Consider the following 15,721-nt stretch of genomic DNA (forward strand, 5'->3'; position numbering starts at 1 on the left):
ACCGGCACTGAGCCCTCAGGCCGCGCGCCCCCGCGTGAACACGCGCGCCGTCTCGGTGACGCGGCGCCCCAGGTGCTCGGCCGTGGCGATGTCGGACTTGTGCACGGCGTCCGGGCCCTCGTCCACGTTGGTCTGGGCCGCCGCGCCCGCGAAGACGCCGAGGCGGTTGAGGTCGTTCTCGGAGCCCGCGCTGTTGTTCCAGCCGGGGTGCAGGCCGAGGTTGATCCAGTTCATCCCGTGCTGCGCGGCAAGGATCTGGAAGAACTGCAGGGTGTGCAGCTTGTCGCCGCTCTTGGAACCGGAGTTGGTGAAGCCGGCGGCCAGCTTGTCCTTCCAGTCCTGGCCGAACCAGCGCTTGGAGGTCGCCTCGGCGAACACGTGGAAGGCACCGGAGGCGGTGCCCATGTAGGTGGGCGAGCCGAAGACGATCGCGTCGGAGCGGTCCAGCGTCTCCCACTGCTCGTCGGTGATCTCGTCGACCTTGATCAGGTGCACCTCGGCGCCCGCCTCGGCGGCACCGGCGCGGACGGCCTCGGCGAGGACGGCGGTGTGGCCGTAGCCGGAGTGGTAGGCGATGGAAACGACAGGGGTGGTCACGATGCGTACTCCTGGGATGGGCAGGTCACTGGCACTGATGGAAGGAAAGCACTAACTTTTAGATAGTGCAACCCGCCGGTTAGCGCTGCGTTCGAGTACGCTTACGGGATGGACACCACGCAGGAGCGCACCGAGGCACAGGACCTCCCGTACAACGTGTTCGCCAAGGCCTGCCCCTCGCGCGGCACGCTGGAGCACGTCACAGGACGCTGGGGCGCGCTCACGCTGGGCGCGCTGCACGAGGGCTCACTGCGCTTCAACGAGCTGCGCCGCCGCGTGGACGGGGTGAGCGAGAAGATGCTGTCCCAGACGCTGCACGCGCTGGAGCGCGACGGCCTGGTGCACCGCGAGGCACAGCCCACCAACCCGCCGCGCGTGGACTACGAACTGACCCCCCTGGGCCGTCAGGTGGCCGAGCGGCTGCTGGCGCTCATCCACTGCGTGGAGGGCGCCATGGACGACGTCCTCACGGCACGCGCGCGTTACGACGAGACGCGCGGCGCCCTCTGACACTTCGGGCAGAAGTAGCTGGAGCGGTTCATCCAGGGGCGGCGGCGCATCGGGGTGCCGCACCGCTTGCAGGGCAGGCCCTCACGGCCGTACGCGTCCAGGGACCGGTCGAAGTACCCCGACTCGCCGTTGACGTTGACGTACAGGCTGTCGAAGCTGGTGCCGCCGACGGCGAGGGCGGCGTTCATCACGTCCCGGACGTGGCCCAGGAGTTCGGTCGTGACCGGTCGGGTGAAGTTCGCCGTCGGGCGCTCGTAGTGGATACGGGCGCGCCACAGCGCCTCGTCCGCGTAGATGTTGCCGACCCCGCTGATCAGCGACTGGTCCAGCAGGGCCCGCTTGATGGTGGTCCGCTTGCGGCGCAGCGCCAGGTGGAAGGCCTCGTCGTCGAACAGCGGGTCGAGGGGGTCGCGGGCGATGTGCGCGATGACGTCGGGCAGGCCGTCGGGGGTGTTGTCGTGCAACGACAGCCCGCCGAAGGTGCGTTGGTCGACGAAGCGGAGTTCGGTGCCGAGGGAGTCGGCGAACCGGACGCGGATGCGCAGGTGCTTCTCGTCCGGTGCCTCGTGCGGCTGCACCAGCAGCTGACCGCTCATCCCGAGGTGGGCGAGGACGGACTGGTTCGTCTCCTCCAGCGGCAGCCACAGGTACTTGCCACGGCGGCTGGGGGTGCCGATGTGGTGGCCCTTGAGCCGGTGCGCGAAGTCCTCGGGCCCCGCCAGGTGCCGGCGTACGGCGCGCGGATGCAGCACCTCGGCCTCGGCGACGGTGCGGTGGGCGACCCAGCGCGCGAGGCCGCGCCGGACGACCTCGACCTCGGGCAACTCGGGCATCGGAACCCCCGTACGAAGCGGTGGACGAGCTGAGCGCCCGCCCCGTCGGGAACGGCGGGGCGGGCGCTCGGTACTGCTGTGGATCAGGCGGGAGCGGACGACGACTCGCCGTCCTGGACAGCCTGCTTGGCCTCCGCGTCGGCCTGCTGGGCCTCCTGGGCTGCCTTGGCGCGCTCGTCCGCCGCGGCCCGGATGGACCGCCAGGCGGACTCGGCGGCCTGCTGCTCCGCCTCCTTCTTGCTGCGGCCGGTGCCGGTGCCGTACGAGACGCCTCCGACGCGGGCGGCAGCAGTGAAGGTCTTCTCGTGATCGGGGCCGGTCTCCGTGACCAGGTACTCGGGCACGCCGAGTCCTTCGGTCGCGGTCAGCTCCTGGAGGGAGGTCTTCCAGTCCAGGCCGGCACCGAGGTTCGAGGACTTCTCGATCAGCGGGTCGAAGAGCCGGTGCACCAGCTCGGACGCCGCGTCGAGGCCCTGGTCGAGATAGACCGCGCCGATCACCGCTTCCAGGGTGTCGGCAAGGATGGACGCCTTGTCCCGGCCGCCCGTGCCCTCTTCACCGCGGCCCAGCCGGATGAAGGAGCCCAGGTCGAGGCCGCGGCCGACCTCCGCCAGCGCACGCGAGTTGACCACCGCGGCCCGCAACTTGGCCAGCTGGCCTTCGGGCAGGTCGGGGTGGATGCGGTACAGCGTGTCCGTGACGACGAGGCCGAGCACGGAGTCCCCGAGGAACTCCAGCCGCTCGTTCGTCGGCAGACCGCCGTTCTCGTACGCGTAGGAACGGTGGGTCAGCGCGCGCACCAGAAGGGCGGACTCGACCTTGTAGCCGAGCCGCCCTTCCAGAAGCGTGTGGGACGAGGCCTGGTTGTCCGCCTTCTTCTTGGCGGGTGCGTCCGCCTTGGCGTCTTCCGCCTTCTTGGGACTGGACACAGTGCCTCTCACCAGCCCGCTCAGACTTCGAGGACCTGGCGCTTGTTGTAGGTGCCGCAAGACGGGCACGCGATGTGCTGCTGCTTGGGCTCGTGGCAGCGCTCGCACGCAACCAGGGTGGGGACCGCAGCCTTCCACTGCGACCGGCGGTGGCGCGTGTTGCTGCGCGACATCTTCCGCTTCGGAACAGCCACGGCTACTTCTCCTGCTTCTCGTCGGCGCGTGCTGACTGAGGCGCGCCGCCGCTCATCTCGTCCTTCTCGCCGTCTTCGAGTGAACCGGCGAGTCCCTGCAAAGCCGCCCAACGGATGTCGACGGCGTCGTGGTGGTGGTCCGGGTCGTCCGCGAGCCGCGCTCCGCACTCGGAGCACAGGCCCGGACAGTCTTCCTGGCACACCGGCTGCATCGGCAGTGCGAGCACCACCGCATCGCGCAGCAGAGGTTCGAGGTCGAAGAGTCCGTCCTCGAGGAAGAACCTGTCCTCGTCGTCCTCGGCGTCGTCGCCCGGTTCCGCGATCACACGGCCCCGGTCGTCGGCGTCAGGGTACGAGAACAGTTCCTGGAAGTCCGCTTCGAGCTCCAGCCCGACCGGCTCCAGACACCTTACGCACTCCCCCTCGGCCTGTGCACGGGCGGTGCCTGTGACGAGCACCCCTTCCATGACCGACTCGAGCCGGAGGTCGAGCTCCACCGGGGCGCCTTCCGGCACTCCGATGACCCCCTGGATGCCGAGATCGGCGGGAGCGTCGATCGTGCGGGTCAGGCGCTGGAGCGCGCCTGGACGCCGACCCAGCTCGTGCGTGTCGAACACGAGGGGGTTGCGGTGGTCGAGGCGGGCGTTGGAGGCCATTCCTGCTTTCGATCTTCGAACTCGGAGGGCCGCCGCCCGACGGTGTCGTGGGCAGCGGTGATCGCGGACGTACGCGCGACCGAAGAGCCAGGATACTGGACCTTTCGCTCAGGGCCCAATCCGGAGGTCGGCGGGCCGTCGCGTGGGGCGGCGTCCCGCCCGCCACTGGCCCGGCCCGCTACAGGCCCCGGCCCTGCTCGTACGCCCTCAGCTGCTCCGCGCTGATCATGCTGGTGTCGAAGAGGCTGGTCTCGTCGAGAGCGTAGCCCTGCTGCGCCTGGTGCTGGGGCTGCTGCTGGTGGGCCTGCTGGGGGTCGTAGGCGGCCTGCTGCTGGTCGTAGCCCTGATAGGCGGCGTACGGGTCCGCCTGCTGGTAGCCGTACGGGTCCTGCTGGCCGTAGGCGGGCTGCTGCGGGAAGCCGCCGTAGGGGTCCGGCTGCTGCTGGTCGTACGCATAGGCCGGCTGCGGCTCGTACGACGGCTGCTGCGGCTGCTGCACGGGCTGGGCCGGGCGCTCGGCCGGGGCGTCCTGCTCGGCGAGGGCGGCGAGGTCGGCGAGGTAGTCGGCGTCGCTGGAGTGCTGGAAGGTCGTGGTGTCGTCGGCGAGGGCGCCGAGGTCGTCCGTGGCGATCCGGCCGTGCAGCTTCTGCCGGCCGCGGCCGACGGCCTCCAGGGTCTTGGCGAGGACCGCCTCGAAGGCGCCCAGCTTGACGTCGACGTACTGGTCGGCGTTGTGGCGCAGGGTCTCCGGGTCGTGGCTGCGCTCGGGGGCGTCCTCGTCCTCGTAGCCGTTCTCGTCCAGGCCGGGGCCGGTGCCGAGCAGCTTCTCGCGGCCCCTGCCCACCGAGCCGAGGGTCTTGGTGAGGACGACCTCGAAGTTGGCGAGCTTGGAGTCGACGTAGTCGTCGGCCTCGGCGCGGATCTCCTCGGCCTCCTTGCGGGCCTCGGCGAGGATCCGGTCGGCCTCGGCCTGGGAGCGGCGGGCGACCTCGGTGTCGGAGATCAGCGAGCCGCGCTCGGCGTGCGCGGTCGAGATGATCCGCTCGGCTTCCTGGCGGGCCTGCTCGACCATCTGGTCACGGCCGCCGATCAGCTCCTGCGCCTGCGCCAGGGAGCCGGGCAGCGCCTGGCGCACCTCTTCGAGCATCGCGAGCAGATCGGCGCGGTTGACCACGCACGACGCCGACATGGGCATGGAACGGGCGCCGGAGACCGTGGAGACGATCTCGTCGAGCTTCTTCTGCACGTCCACCTGTGCTCGCCACTCTCTACAGCCGGGTTGGAGACGGACGGGACGACTGTAGCCCCATCAGTCCTTGCGCAGGCGCTTGTTCAGGGCCTCCAGCACCGGCGCGGGCACCAGGTGGGAGACGTCCCCGCCCCAGGCCGCGACCTCCTTGACCAGGGAGGAGGAGAGGAAGCTGTAGGTGGGGTTGGTGGGCACGAAGAGCGTTTCGACGCCGGTGAGGCCGATGTTCATCTGGGCCATCTGCAGTTCGTAGTCGAAGTCGCTGACGGCACGCAGGCCCTTGACGATGGCGGGGATGTCCCGCTGCTTGCAGAAGTCGACGAGGAGGCCGTGGAAGGCCTCGACCCGGACGTTGGCGTAGTCGGCGGTGACCTCGCGGATCAGCTCGATCCGCTCCTCGATCTCGAACAGGCCCTTCTTGGACTTGTTGATCATCACCGCGACATAGACCTCGTCGTACAGACGGGAGGCGCGGGCAATGATGTCGAGGTGTCCGTTGGTGATGGGGTCGAACGACCCGGGACAGACGGCGCGGCGCACTTGTGATCCCTCGCTCTCCGGTCCGGTCATCGTGCGTCTTCGCACGTAGAGGCGGCGCGACCGTACCAAAACGTTCCCTCGCCGTAGCGACGGGACCTGATCGCCTCGAATCCGTCCGGCCACTGGAATGCACCGCCTCTGGTGCTGCGCTCCACGGTGACGAGCGCTTGCTCAGCGAGCCAGCCTCCCGAGCGGAGTGTGAGGAGAATCTCCCGAAGATCGTGATCTGTGACAACGTACGGGGGGTCGAGGAAGACGAGGTCGTACGGCTCTTCCGGTGCCGGTTGCCTGATGATCTGTTCCGCTTTGCCCGCTCGGACTTCGGCGCCGGGCAGGCCCAGGTTTCTCACGTTTTCGCGCACGATTCTCGCCGCGCGGGCGTCGGCCTCGACGAGCAGCGTGTGGCTCGCGCCCCGGGAGAGGGCCTCCAGGCCTACGGCGCCCGAGCCGGCGTAGAGGTCGAGGACGCGTTCGCCGTCGAGGGGGCCGCCGAGGAGGGACTGCCAGGTGGAGAAGAGGCCCTCGCGTGCGCGGTCGGAGGTGGGGCGGGTGCCGGTGCCGGGGGGTACCGAGAGGCGCCGTCCGCCGGCCCGGCCGGCGATCACGCGGGTCATGTGGGGTCCTTCTTCGTGGGCGGCTTCACGATTCATTGTGGCTGGTCGCGCCCGCGGGGCGGTAGCCGCATACGGAGGACTCCCCGCGCCCCCGGGCAAGTCTCCTTCACCCCTTCTCCAAGTACTGCTCCCTTTCCTCGTCCAACAGGGCATCCAGGGCCGTCCGCAGGCCCGGAAGGCGCTCCAGCTCCGGATCCTCCGCCACCACCGCCGTCGCCTCCTCCCTCGCCTCCGCGATGACCTCCTCGTCCTCGATGACCGCGAGGACGCGCAGGGAGGAGCGGGCGCCGGACTGGGCCTGGCCGAGGACATCGCCCTCGCGGCGCTGTTCGAGGTCGATGCGGGAGAGCTCGAAGCCGTCGAGGGTGGCGGCGACGGCGTTCAGGCGCTGGCGGGCCGCGCTGGCCTCGGGCATCTCGGAGACCAGGAGGCACAGGCCGGGGGCCGAGCCACGGCCGACGCGGCCGCGGAGCTGGTGGAGCTGGGAGACGCCGAAGCGGTCGGCGTCCATGATGACCATCACCGTGGCGTTGGGGACGTTCACGCCGACCTCGATGACCGTGGTGGCGACCAGGACGTCGGTCTCGCCTGCGGCGAAGCGGCGCATGACCACGTCCTTGTCGTCGGGGTTCATACGGCCGTGGAGGACCTCCACCTTCAGGCCCTGGAGGGGGCCGCGGCCCAGCTGCTCGGCGATGTCCAGGACCGCGAGCGGCGGGCGCTTCTCCGCCTCGTCCTCGGGGGACTTCTGCTTGCCGGCCTTCTTCGGATCGGCCGCCTCGTCGATGTCGTCGCCGATGCGGGGGCAGACGACGTACGCCTGATGGCCGTTCTCCACCTCCTCGCGGACCCGCTCCCAGGCGCGGGCGAGGAAGTGCGGCTTGTCGGCGGCCGGTACGACATGGCTGGCGATCGGCGAGCGGCCGGCCGGGAGCTGGTCCAGGACCGAGGTCTCCAGGTCGCCGAAGACCGTCATGGCGACCGTGCGCGGGATCGGGGTGGCCGTCATGACCAGCAGGTGCGGCGGTTGCTTGCCCTTGCCGCGCAGGGCGTCGCGCTGCTCGACGCCGAAGCGGTGTTGTTCGTCGACCACGACCAGGCCGAGGTCGTGGAACTGGACCTTGTCCTCGATCAGGGCGTGCGTGCCGATGACGAGGCCGGCCTCGCCGGTGACCAGGTCCAGCAGCGCCTGGCGGCGGGCGGCGGCGCCCATGGAGCCGGTGAGCAGGACGACCTTGGTGGCGTGCTCGGCCCCGCCCAGCATGCCGCCCTCGGCCAGCTCGCCCATCATCTCGGTGATTGACCGGTGGTGCTGCTGGGCGAGCACCTCGGTGGGCGCGAGCATGGCGGCCTGCCCGCCCGCGTCGACCACGGCGAGCATGGCGCGGAGGGCCACCAGGGTCTTGCCCGATCCGACCTCGCCCTGCAGCAGGCGGTGCATCGGGTGCTCGGTGGCCAAGTCACCGAAGATCTCCTTGGAGACCTTCTGCTGGCCCTCGGTGAGGGTGAAGGGCAGGCGGTCGTCGAAGGCCGCGAGGAGGCCGTCGGGGCGCGGGCGGCGGGGGACGGCCGGGAGCTGGGTGTCCGTGTAGCGGCGGCGGGCCAGGGCGACCTGCAGAACGAAGGCCTCGTCCCACTTCAGGCGGGCGCGGGCGTCGGCGACGTCGTCCTTGGTGTGCGGGCGGTGGATCTTGAGCAGGGCCTCGGGGAGGGGAAGCAGGCCGCGCCCCTCGCGGAGGGAGGGCGGCAGGGGGTCCAGGGCTTCCTGCGCCGTGGGCAGCACCGTCTGGACGGCCTTGCCGATCTTCCAGGACTCCAGTTTGCCGGTGGCCGGGTAGATGGGGATCAGGGCGCCGGCCCAGCTCTCCACCGTTTCCTCACTGTCGCCTCGCAGCAACTCATAGGCAGGGTGGGCGAGTTGGAGGCGACGGTTGAAGACCGAGACCTTGCCGGCGAACATCGCGCGGGTGCCCGGCAGCAGCTCCTTGTGGGGCTTGTGGACGCCGTTGCCGAAGAAGACCAGCTGGAGCCGGCCGCTGCCGTCGGTGATCGTGACCTCCAGGCGCTGGCCCTTGCCGCGCGGGGCCTTGGCGGAGGCGAAGCTGTGCAGGCGTGCGTCGGCGACCTGGGCGACCACCGTGACGTGCTCGTCCATGGGGAGGTCGGCGAGTCGGGTGAGCTGGCCGCGCTCCTCGTATCTGCGCGGGTAGTGGTGGAGGAGGTCGCCGACGGAGTGCAGGCCGAGGTGCTCGGCCATCACCTTGGCGGTGGCGGGGCCGAGCACCGACTTCAGTGGCTGCTTCAGTGGTTCTTCCAGTCCGTGCACGAGATCCATTGCACACCACGGCACTGACAATGCCGTATACGTCCTGGGAAGCTCCTGGTCGGACGGGCTGTTCGGGCTCTAGGATGGCGCGCTCCGGCCATCCTTCGCGGTCACCACCCCACCCGGGACCGCCCGACCCCGCGCCGATGCTCCTCCCCCCTCCGGCGCTGCGACGATGGACTACCAGAGCTCACAGTCATCCCAGGGTTCCCTCCCACCCCATACGTTCCAGGTCGACCTGCGCGGTCTGGTGGACCTGCTCTCCCATCACCTCTATTCCAGCCCCAAGGTCTATCTGCGCGAGCTGCTGCAGAACGCCGTCGACGCCATCACGGCCCGGCGCGACGCGGAGCCCGGCGCCCCGGCCCGGGTGCGGCTGTACGCCGACGGCGGGAGCCTGCGGGTGGAGGACACCGGCGTCGGGCTCACCGAGTCGGACGTGCACAGCCTGCTCGCCACCATCGGGCGCAGCTCCAAGCGGGCCGAGGGCCTGCAGGAGGCGCGTTCGGACTTCCTCGGCCAGTTCGGCATCGGCCTGCTCGCCTGCTTCGTGGTCGCCGAGCGGATCCGGGTGGTCAGCCGCAGCTCCCGTACGCCCGGCGCGCCGCCGGTGGAGTGGACGGCGCGTGACGACGGCTCGTACACCGTGCGGACCCTGCCCGGCTCCGCGCGGCCCGAGCCCGGTACGACCGTCCACCTGACCGCGCGGCCCGGGGCGGCCGAGTGGCTGGCGCCGGAACGGGTCCTGACCCTGGCCCGGGACTTCGGTGCGCTGCTGCCGTACGACGTCCGGGTGGGCGAGGAGCCGGTCACCGAGCTGCCCGCGCCCTGGGACCGGCCGTATCCGAGCCCTGCGAGCAGAAGGGTGGCGCTGGCCCGGCACTGTCACGCGCTGTTCGGGTTCACGCCGCTGGACTCGATCGACCTGGACGTGCCGCTGGCCGGGATCCGCGGGGTGGCGTACGTGCTGCCGGCGGCGGTGAGCCCCGCCCAGCGGGCGAGCCACCGGGTGCATCTGAAGGGCATGCTGCTGACCGAGCGGGCCGAACAGCTGCTGCCCGACTGGGCGTTCTTCGTGCGCTGTGTGCTGGACACCGACAGCCTGCGGCCGACGGCCTCGCGCGAGTCGCTGTACGAGGACGAGACGCTGGCCGCCGTGCGGGAGGCGCTCGGGGAGAGGATCCGCTCGTGGCTCACGGGGCTCGCCGCCGGTGATCCGGAGCGGCTGACGGCCTTTCTCGCCGTGCACCACCTGGGGGTGAAGTCCCTGGCCCGGCACGACCACGGCATGCTGCGCACGATGCTGCCCTGGCTGCCGTTCGAGACGACCGACGGGCAGCTGTCGCTGGAGGAGTTCGCGCAGCGGCACCCGGTGGTGCACTTCACGCGCACCGTCGAGGAGTACCGGCAGGTCGCGCCGATCGCCTCCGCGCAGGGCGTCGGGGTGGTCAACGGCGGTTACACGTACGACGGCGACCTGGTCGAGGCGCTGCCGTCGGTGCGGCCGGGGACGGTGGTCGCCGAGCTGGACGCGGAGACCGTGACGGCGCACCTGGACGCGGTCGACCCGGGCGAGGAACTGGCCCTGTCCGGCTTCCTGGCGGCGGCGCGGGCGAAGCTGGACCCGCTGGGCTGTGATGTCGTCCTGCGCGCCTTCCACCCCCTGTCCGTGCCCGCGCTGCACCTGGACGACCGGGGCGCGCGGCACGAGCAGGCCCGTGCGGCGGCCGAGGAGCAGGCCGACGACCTGTGGGCGGGCATCCTCGGCTCGCTGCGCGGCGGCGCACCGCGCGCGCGTCTGGTGCTCAACCATCTCAACCCGCTGGTGCGGCGCATCGGTTCGCTCGAGGACGTGGAACTGATCGGCACCGCCACCGAGTCGCTGTACGGGCAGGCCCTGCTGATGGCGCAGCGCCCGCTGAGGCCGGCCGACTCGGCGCTGCTGAACCGGGCGTTCCTGGGCCTGCTGGAGTGGGCGACCCACGGGGAGGGTGACGGACGATGAGTGAGATCGCGGACTTCGACGCGCTGCGCCGGGCCATGGCGGAGAACTCCGAGCAGCCGGAGGGCCCGGCCCGCAACGCGCGCGCGGAGCGGCTGCTGGCCGAGGCGGAGGGCCTCGGCGTCCCGCTGGCCGTCATCGAGGCGCTCGGGCACCAGCTGAAGGTCTACAACTACAGCTCCGAGAAGGACAAGATGTTCGTCCCGTTCGCGCGGCTGCTGCGCATGTGGGACGAACGGCCCGAGGACTTCGACGCGTACGAGACGCACTCCCTGCACTGGGTCTTCAAGTGGATGTCGGCGGGCATGCTGGACCAGCCGCACGTCCCGCTCGCCTCGATCGAGAAGTGGCTCGGCGAGATGGCGCACCGCTACCGGCTCGCCGGGCACTCCGAACGGGCGGTGCGCAGCGCCGAGTTCAGCGTGGCCGCGCATGTCGGTGACGTCCCGCGCGCGAAGCGGGCGTACGCGGCCTGGCTGGCGGCGGACCGCGACGAGATGGCCGACTGCCACGCCTGCGAGCTGCACGGGCAGGGCTGGTGGCAGGTCGAGCGGGGGCGGGACGCGGAGGCGCTGCTGCTGTGGCGTCCGGTGCTGGAGGGCGAGTTCGCGTGCGCGCACGAACCGCACACCGTGCTGGCCTCCTCGCTGTCCCCGCTGCTGCGACTTGGCCGGCTGGACGAGGCCCGCGCGCACCACCTGCGGGGCTTCCGCCTCGTACGCCCGATGGAGTCGATGCGCGGCGCGTACGCCGACCATGTGGAGTTCTGCGCGCTGACCGGGAACGAGGCGCGCGCCCTGGAACTGCTCGCGGAGCGGCCGGCGTACTTCACGGACACCGGGCATCCGCGCAGCCGGCTGGAGTTCATGGCCGTGGTGACGCTGCTGATGGACCGGCTGACCGAGCTGGGGCTCGGCGGACAGCGGGTGCCGGGGCCGGCCGGGCGGTCCTGGACGGCGGGCGAACTCGCCGCTCACGCGCGCGTGGAGACGCTCGACCTGGCCGGGCGGTTCGACCGGCGCAACGGCACGTCGCACGTCGGCGACCGGGCACGCGCACGTATGGCCCAGCGGCCGCTGGTGGACCGTCTGCCGCTGGGCGTGCGCACGGTGCGCCCAGCGCCGGCCCCGGTGGCCGCGCCCCCGCCGCCGGAGGCGGCCGGCGAGCCCGACCTGGCGGCCCTGCTCGCCGAGGCACGACGGCTGTCGGACACCCTGCAGCCGCACGCCCTGGAGGCCTGGGCGGCGGCCGCGCGCGCCGCGCGCGGTACGGAACTGGAGCCGCGCGACCGCGCGGAGATCGCCGACCACGAGGCGATGGCCCGCGGCCCCGAAGGCATCGAGCTGTTCGAGCAGGCAGCGGCCCTGTACGCGGAGGCCGGCGACCCCGGCGAGGCCCTGGCGGCACGCGCGCGTGGAGCGTACGTCCGCGCCCTGACGGGCGAGGTGGACGCGGCCCTGGAGACGGTCACCGCCCTGTACGACGAGGCCCTGGCGTTGTACGCCGAGGAGGCCACCGGCGTACGGCAGGCGGCGTCGGTGGTGATGAGCCGGGCGCGGATCCTGATGCGGTGCGTGCACGAAGGATCCGCGCAGGAGGCCGCCCCGGAGACGATCGCGCGGGCCGAGCAGGCCGTGCGTGAGGTACTGGCGCTGGTCGGCGGGCATACCGGCGACGATGTGCGGCCGGCCGCGCGGGCCGCGGAGGCGCGGGGGATGCTCGCCGAGCTGGCGGGACTGCGTGGGGACGCCGGGCGGGCCGCGGAACTGTTCCGGCAGGCGGCCGACGCGTATGTGAGCGCCGGGCTGCCGTGGTTCGCCGTGGAGTACGAGGTGCAGGTCGCCGCGCTGGCCCACCAGGCCGGTGAGCCGGCCGAAGCGGAGCGGGCGTTGCGGGACGCGCTGGCGCACGGCGGGCCGTACGTGGAGCCGGTCGGGCGGGCCCAGCTGCATCTGCAGCTCGCCGAGGTCGTCGGCGCCCGGGGCGAGGTCGTCGAGGCCGCCGAACACGCCCTGGAGGCCGCGCACTGGGGCGACGAGGCGGGCGAGAGCGGCACGCTGGGCGCCTGGGCGCGGCAGCAGCTGGGCGGGTTCCTGCTGCGGCAGGGGCGGTACGCCGAGGCCGCCGAGGTGCTGGAGTCGGCGCTGGCCGACCTGTCCGCCGAGACGCACGGGGACGGGGCCGTCGTACAGGCGCAGTGGTGGCTCGGTGACTGCCTGAGCGAGCTGGGCGACCACCGCGCGGCCGCCGGACACCGGCTGCGGGCGGCCGACATCGCCCGGCACTGGCCCGAGCAGCAGGACCACGCCACGCTCGCCCATCTCGCCGCCGAGTCGCTGAGCAGGGCCGGTCTGCTGGAGGAGGCCGACCGGGCCTACGCGCGGGCGGGTGAACTGTGGCGCGGGCTGGACAATCCGGCCTTCCTCGTCCGCTCGCTGCGCGCCCGCGGCTGGCTGGCGCTGCGCGGGCAGGGCGGGGCGGAGCGTGCGCGGGAGCTGATGGCGGAGGCGGTGCGCGCGTGCGAGCGGGCGCTGGACGGCGCGGCCGACCCGGTGTCCCGGGAACAGCTCACGGACGAACTCGCTCACACACACCGGCAGTTCGGCGACCTGCTGGCCCGCTCGGCGAGCGAGGGGGAAGCCACGGAGGACGGAGAGAGCGAAGAGGTTGAAGAGGTCGAAGACAGTGTGATCCAGGCCGTGTTCGAGGCGGCGCTGGTCCAGATGGACCGGGCGGCCGCCTTGTTCGGCACGCTCGGCGCGGACGCACTGCACGACCGTGCCGGTGCCCAACTCGCCGCCGGATGGCTGGAGGCCGACCTCGGCCGGCCCGCCCGGGCGGCGGCACGCGCGCGTGCCGTGCTCGCGGCCTACGAGGACGCCGACGACGCGGACGAGACCGTACAGGCGCGACGGGCGGAGGCCGGCCGGCTGCTCGAAGCAGAGCGGTGAGTCCCGCGCCCGCTCACTCCACGCCGATGAGCAACAGGGTCCCCTGCCGGCCGCCCCGGTACACGACGGTGTCCACGGCGAGGTAGGACTCCCGTACCTGGGCCTCCAGGTGCTCGGCGACGGTCTCGGGGGCCCCGTCGCCGACGACCAGGGTGACCAGCTCGCCACCGGCCTGGAGCATGCGGTCCAGGACGGTCCGGGCGATGGCGGTGACATCGGCGCCGATCACCGCCACGTCTCCGTCGATCAGCCCGAGCACGTCCCCGGCCTGGCAGATGCCGGCCGTCGTCCAGGACTGGCGTTCGGCGACGACGACCTCGGCGTACCGGGTGGCGCCCGCCGCCGCGGTCATCTGCACCACGTCCTCGTCGAACCGGCGTTCCGGCGCGTGCACCGCGAGCGCGGCGATGCCCTGGACCGCCGAGCGGGTCGGGATGAGGGCCACCCGGATGCCCTCGGTGCGGGCCTGCTCGGCGGCGGCGGCGGCCGTGTGGCGCAGCTCGGCGTCATTGGGCAGCAGGACGACCTCGCGTGCGTGGGCCCGCCGTACGGCCTGTACCAGCTCCCCGCTGGCGGGCGGCTCCCCGGGGCGCGCGAGGACGGTCGTGGCGCCCGCCTCGGTGTACAGCCCGGCCAGGCCCTCGCCCGGTACGACGGCGACGACGGCCCGCTGGGCGCGCTCGCGCGGGGGCCGCTCGCCGCCGGTGTGCACGTCCCCGAGCCCGAAGTGGGTGATCCGGATCCGGTACGGCCGCCCGGCCTCCACGCCCGCCTCCACGGCGGCGCCCGCGTCGTCGACGTGCACATGGACGTTCCACAGCCCGTCGCCGCCGACCACGACGAGGGAGTCGCCGAGCGCGTCGAGGCGCTCCCGGAGCCGGTCCACGGCCGTGTCGCCGGCCTCCAGGAGATAGATCACCTCGTAGGCGGGCCCGCCGGCGTCGGCGCACAGGTCGGCGTCGGGGGCGGTCACGCGCGCGTGCGCGTCGGGACCGGCGTGCACGCGCGCGTGCACATCGGTGTCCGCACCGCTGCCCGCGCTGCTGCGAACCCCGGCCCCGCGCGCGTGCCCGCCGGAAACCGCGTCCGGGCCCTGCACGCCCTCCCCCACCGCCGCCACGCTCTCCCGGGCCGCCGGAGCCTCCCGTACCGCCTCCCCCGTGAACGCTTCCACCAGCGCCCCCAGCACCGCCACGAGCCCGCGTCCGCCCGCGTCGACCACCCCGGCCCGGCGGAGCACGGCCAGCTGGCCGGGAGTGGCCGCCAGGGCCGTCCGCGCGCCCTCGTAGGCCGCCCGCGCGACCGTGCCGCAGTCGCCCTCGGCCTCCTCGGCGGCCTCGGCGGCGGCCGAGGCGACGGTCAGCACCGTGCCCTCGACCGGGTGGGCCACGGCCTGCCGGGCGGCGTCGGCGGCCCGCCGCAGCGCCAGCCGCAGCCCCGCGCCGTCTGCGTGTGCCGCCTCGCCGCCGTCCGCCAGCACCTGCGCCATGCCCCGCAGCAGCTGCGCCAGGATCGTCCCGGAGTTGCCGCGGGCCCCGATGAGCGCCCCGTGGGCCATCGCGTGCACGGCGTCCGCCAGGGAGGGCTCCCCGGCGCCCGTCCCGTACCCGGCGAACACGGCCTCCACGGCGGTGGCCGCCGATTCCAGGGTGAGGTAGAGGTTCGTCCCGGTGTCGCCGTCGGCCACCGGGTAGACGTTGATCGCGTCGATCTCCTCGCGCGCGCGGCCGAGCGCGCCGAGCGCCAGACCGCACCAGGTGCGCACCGCGAGAGCATCGAGGAATGTCTGCGGTACCTGCGCCACCTGTGCCTCCCTGAGCTGGCTGAACGTGGGACGCAGCGTAGACCCCGAAGCGGTGTCCACCGGAAGAGGGCCGGGAGCGGGGCCCTGGGCTGCCATGGTAGTTTCGTTGTACGGGAGCAGCCGTTGTATGCTGCTCCGGTTGCCCGATCCTGATCGGGCCGTTCCCCTGGCAACGCCACTCAAGATCTCAGGTCTTAAGATCTCGATCCCGGCATGCCGGGATTAACCGTAAGTGCATCTGAAGTCTTTGGAGTGACCCGTGGCTGCCAACTGCGACGTCTGCGGCAAGGGGCCGGGCTTCGGCAACAACATCTCGCACTCGCACCGCCGTACGTCCCGCCGCTGGAACCCGAACATCCAGCGTGTGCGTACTGTGGTCGGCGGGACGCCGAAGCGCGTGAACGCTTGCACCTCGTGCATCAAGGCCGGCAAGGTCTCGCGCTGACGCTACAGCTGAGCGCGCGGCCACTGCCTGGTTCGCTGCAAAAAGCCGGTCCACCTGAGGGTGGACCGGCT

The 15,721-nt window shown here is 72.3% G+C and carries 14 protein-coding genes; 4 read left to right on the forward strand and 10 right to left on the reverse strand.

Annotated features, from left to right (window positions below; all coding sequences use genetic code 11):
* Positions 1-15 precede the first annotated feature (15 nt).
* Entirely contained in the window at positions 16-597 is a 582-nt protein-coding gene (locus SRB17_RS37030; protein ID WP_323376971.1) for a flavodoxin family protein, read from the reverse strand.
* 108 nt (positions 598-705) lie between these two features.
* On the opposite strand from SRB17_RS37030, the gene SRB17_RS37035 reads away from it, so the two are divergent.
* Positions 706-1,107 carry a winged helix-turn-helix transcriptional regulator gene (locus SRB17_RS37035; RefSeq protein WP_153545290.1) on the forward strand — a complete coding sequence of 134 codons (402 nt, stop codon included), beginning with the start codon at positions 706-708 and terminating at the stop codon, positions 1,105-1,107.
* Here the strand turns inward: SRB17_RS37035 and mutM are convergent.
* The 8 genes from mutM to recG all read right to left on the reverse strand — a co-directional run bounded on the left by mutM (position 1,080) and on the right by recG (position 8,457).
* Entirely contained in the window at positions 1,080-1,940 is an 861-nt protein-coding gene (gene mutM / locus SRB17_RS37040) for a bifunctional DNA-formamidopyrimidine glycosylase/DNA-(apurinic or apyrimidinic site) lyase (RefSeq protein ID WP_153545292.1), read from the reverse strand. The two genes, SRB17_RS37035 and mutM, sit on opposite strands and share 28 nt — an antisense overlap.
* An 83-nt stretch (positions 1,941-2,023) precedes the next feature.
* Positions 2,024-2,881: a ribonuclease III gene (rnc, locus tag SRB17_RS37045; RefSeq protein ID WP_323376973.1), complete on the reverse strand. Its 858-nt coding sequence runs from the start codon at positions 2,879-2,881 to the stop codon at positions 2,024-2,026.
* An 8-nt stretch (positions 2,882-2,889) separates the two neighbouring features.
* The gene (rpmF, locus tag SRB17_RS37050; protein ID WP_003951102.1) at positions 2,890-3,063 is read right to left on the reverse strand and encodes a 50S ribosomal protein L32; all 174 of its coding nucleotides are present in this window, start codon (positions 3,061-3,063) and stop codon (positions 2,890-2,892) included.
* Between the two features lie 2 nt (positions 3,064-3,065).
* On the reverse strand, positions 3,066-3,719 hold the full coding sequence (locus tag SRB17_RS37055) for a YceD family protein (RefSeq protein WP_153545294.1): 654 nt from the start codon (positions 3,717-3,719) through the stop codon (positions 3,066-3,068).
* Between the two features lie 178 nt (positions 3,720-3,897).
* A complete protein-coding gene (locus SRB17_RS37060; protein ID WP_323376984.1) occupies positions 3,898-4,971 on the reverse strand; it encodes an ATP synthase F0 subunit B in 1,074 nt (357 codons plus the stop codon).
* Between the two features lie 57 nt (positions 4,972-5,028).
* Positions 5,029-5,508 carry a pantetheine-phosphate adenylyltransferase gene (coaD, locus tag SRB17_RS37065; protein WP_323376986.1) on the reverse strand — a complete coding sequence of 160 codons (480 nt, stop codon included), beginning with the start codon at positions 5,506-5,508 and terminating at the stop codon, positions 5,029-5,031.
* Positions 5,509-5,534: 26 nt separating this feature from the next.
* Positions 5,535-6,122 carry a 16S rRNA (guanine(966)-N(2))-methyltransferase RsmD gene (rsmD, locus tag SRB17_RS37070; protein ID WP_153545298.1) on the reverse strand — a complete coding sequence of 196 codons (588 nt, stop codon included), beginning with the start codon at positions 6,120-6,122 and terminating at the stop codon, positions 5,535-5,537.
* Positions 6,123-6,228: 106 nt separating this feature from the next.
* Positions 6,229-8,457 carry an ATP-dependent DNA helicase RecG gene (recG, locus tag SRB17_RS37075; protein WP_153545300.1) on the reverse strand — a complete coding sequence of 743 codons (2,229 nt, stop codon included), beginning with the start codon at positions 8,455-8,457 and terminating at the stop codon, positions 6,229-6,231.
* Positions 8,458-8,623: 166 nt separating this feature from the next.
* On the opposite strand from recG, the gene SRB17_RS37080 reads away from it, so the two are divergent.
* Positions 8,624-10,453: an HSP90 family protein gene (locus tag SRB17_RS37080; RefSeq protein WP_153545302.1), complete on the forward strand. Its 1,830-nt coding sequence runs from the start codon at positions 8,624-8,626 to the stop codon at positions 10,451-10,453.
* Entirely contained in the window at positions 10,450-13,401 is a 2,952-nt protein-coding gene (locus tag SRB17_RS37085; protein ID WP_153545304.1) for a tetratricopeptide repeat protein, read from the forward strand. The genes SRB17_RS37080 and SRB17_RS37085 overlap by 4 nt, the downstream gene beginning before the upstream one ends.
* 13 nt (positions 13,402-13,414) lie before the next feature.
* Here the strand turns inward: SRB17_RS37085 and SRB17_RS37090 are convergent, their stop codons facing one another.
* Entirely contained in the window at positions 13,415-15,205 is a 1,791-nt protein-coding gene (locus tag SRB17_RS37090) for a DAK2 domain-containing protein (protein ID WP_323376988.1), read from the reverse strand.
* A gap of 259 nt (positions 15,206-15,464) precedes the next feature.
* Here SRB17_RS37090 and rpmB point away from each other — a divergent pair, with 259 nt between their 5' ends.
* Positions 15,465-15,650 (forward strand): 50S ribosomal protein L28, encoded by a 186-nt coding sequence (gene rpmB, locus SRB17_RS37095; protein WP_003993230.1) that lies wholly within the window; start codon positions 15,465-15,467, stop codon positions 15,648-15,650.
* Positions 15,651-15,721: the final 71 nt, after the last annotated feature.

The sequence above is a fragment of the Streptomyces sp. RB17 genome, assembly GCF_009604455.1.
GTDB lineage: Bacteria > Actinomycetota > Actinomycetes > Streptomycetales > Streptomycetaceae > Streptomyces.

Bases quoted from the DNA above. Each gene is read 5' to 3' on its own strand.
- mutM (WP_153545292.1), bottom strand. From the start codon at position 1,940: ATGCCCGAGTTGCCCGAGGTCGAGGTCGTCCGGCGCGGCCTCGCGCGC.
- SRB17_RS37035 (WP_153545290.1), top strand. From the start codon at position 706: ATGGACACCACGCAGGAGCGCACCGAGGCACAGGACCTCCCGTACAAC.
- SRB17_RS37080 (WP_153545302.1), top strand. From the start codon at position 8,624: ATGGACTACCAGAGCTCACAGTCATCCCAGGGTTCCCTCCCACCCCAT.
- rsmD (WP_153545298.1), bottom strand. From the start codon at position 6,122: ATGACCCGCGTGATCGCCGGCCGGGCCGGCGGACGGCGCCTCTCGGTA.
- recG (WP_153545300.1), bottom strand. From the start codon at position 8,457: ATGGATCTCGTGCACGGACTGGAAGAACCACTGAAGCAGCCACTGAAG.
- SRB17_RS37085 (WP_153545304.1), top strand. From the start codon at position 10,450: ATGAGTGAGATCGCGGACTTCGACGCGCTGCGCCGGGCCATGGCGGAG.
- SRB17_RS37055 (WP_153545294.1), bottom strand. From the start codon at position 3,719: ATGGCCTCCAACGCCCGCCTCGACCACCGCAACCCCCTCGTGTTCGAC.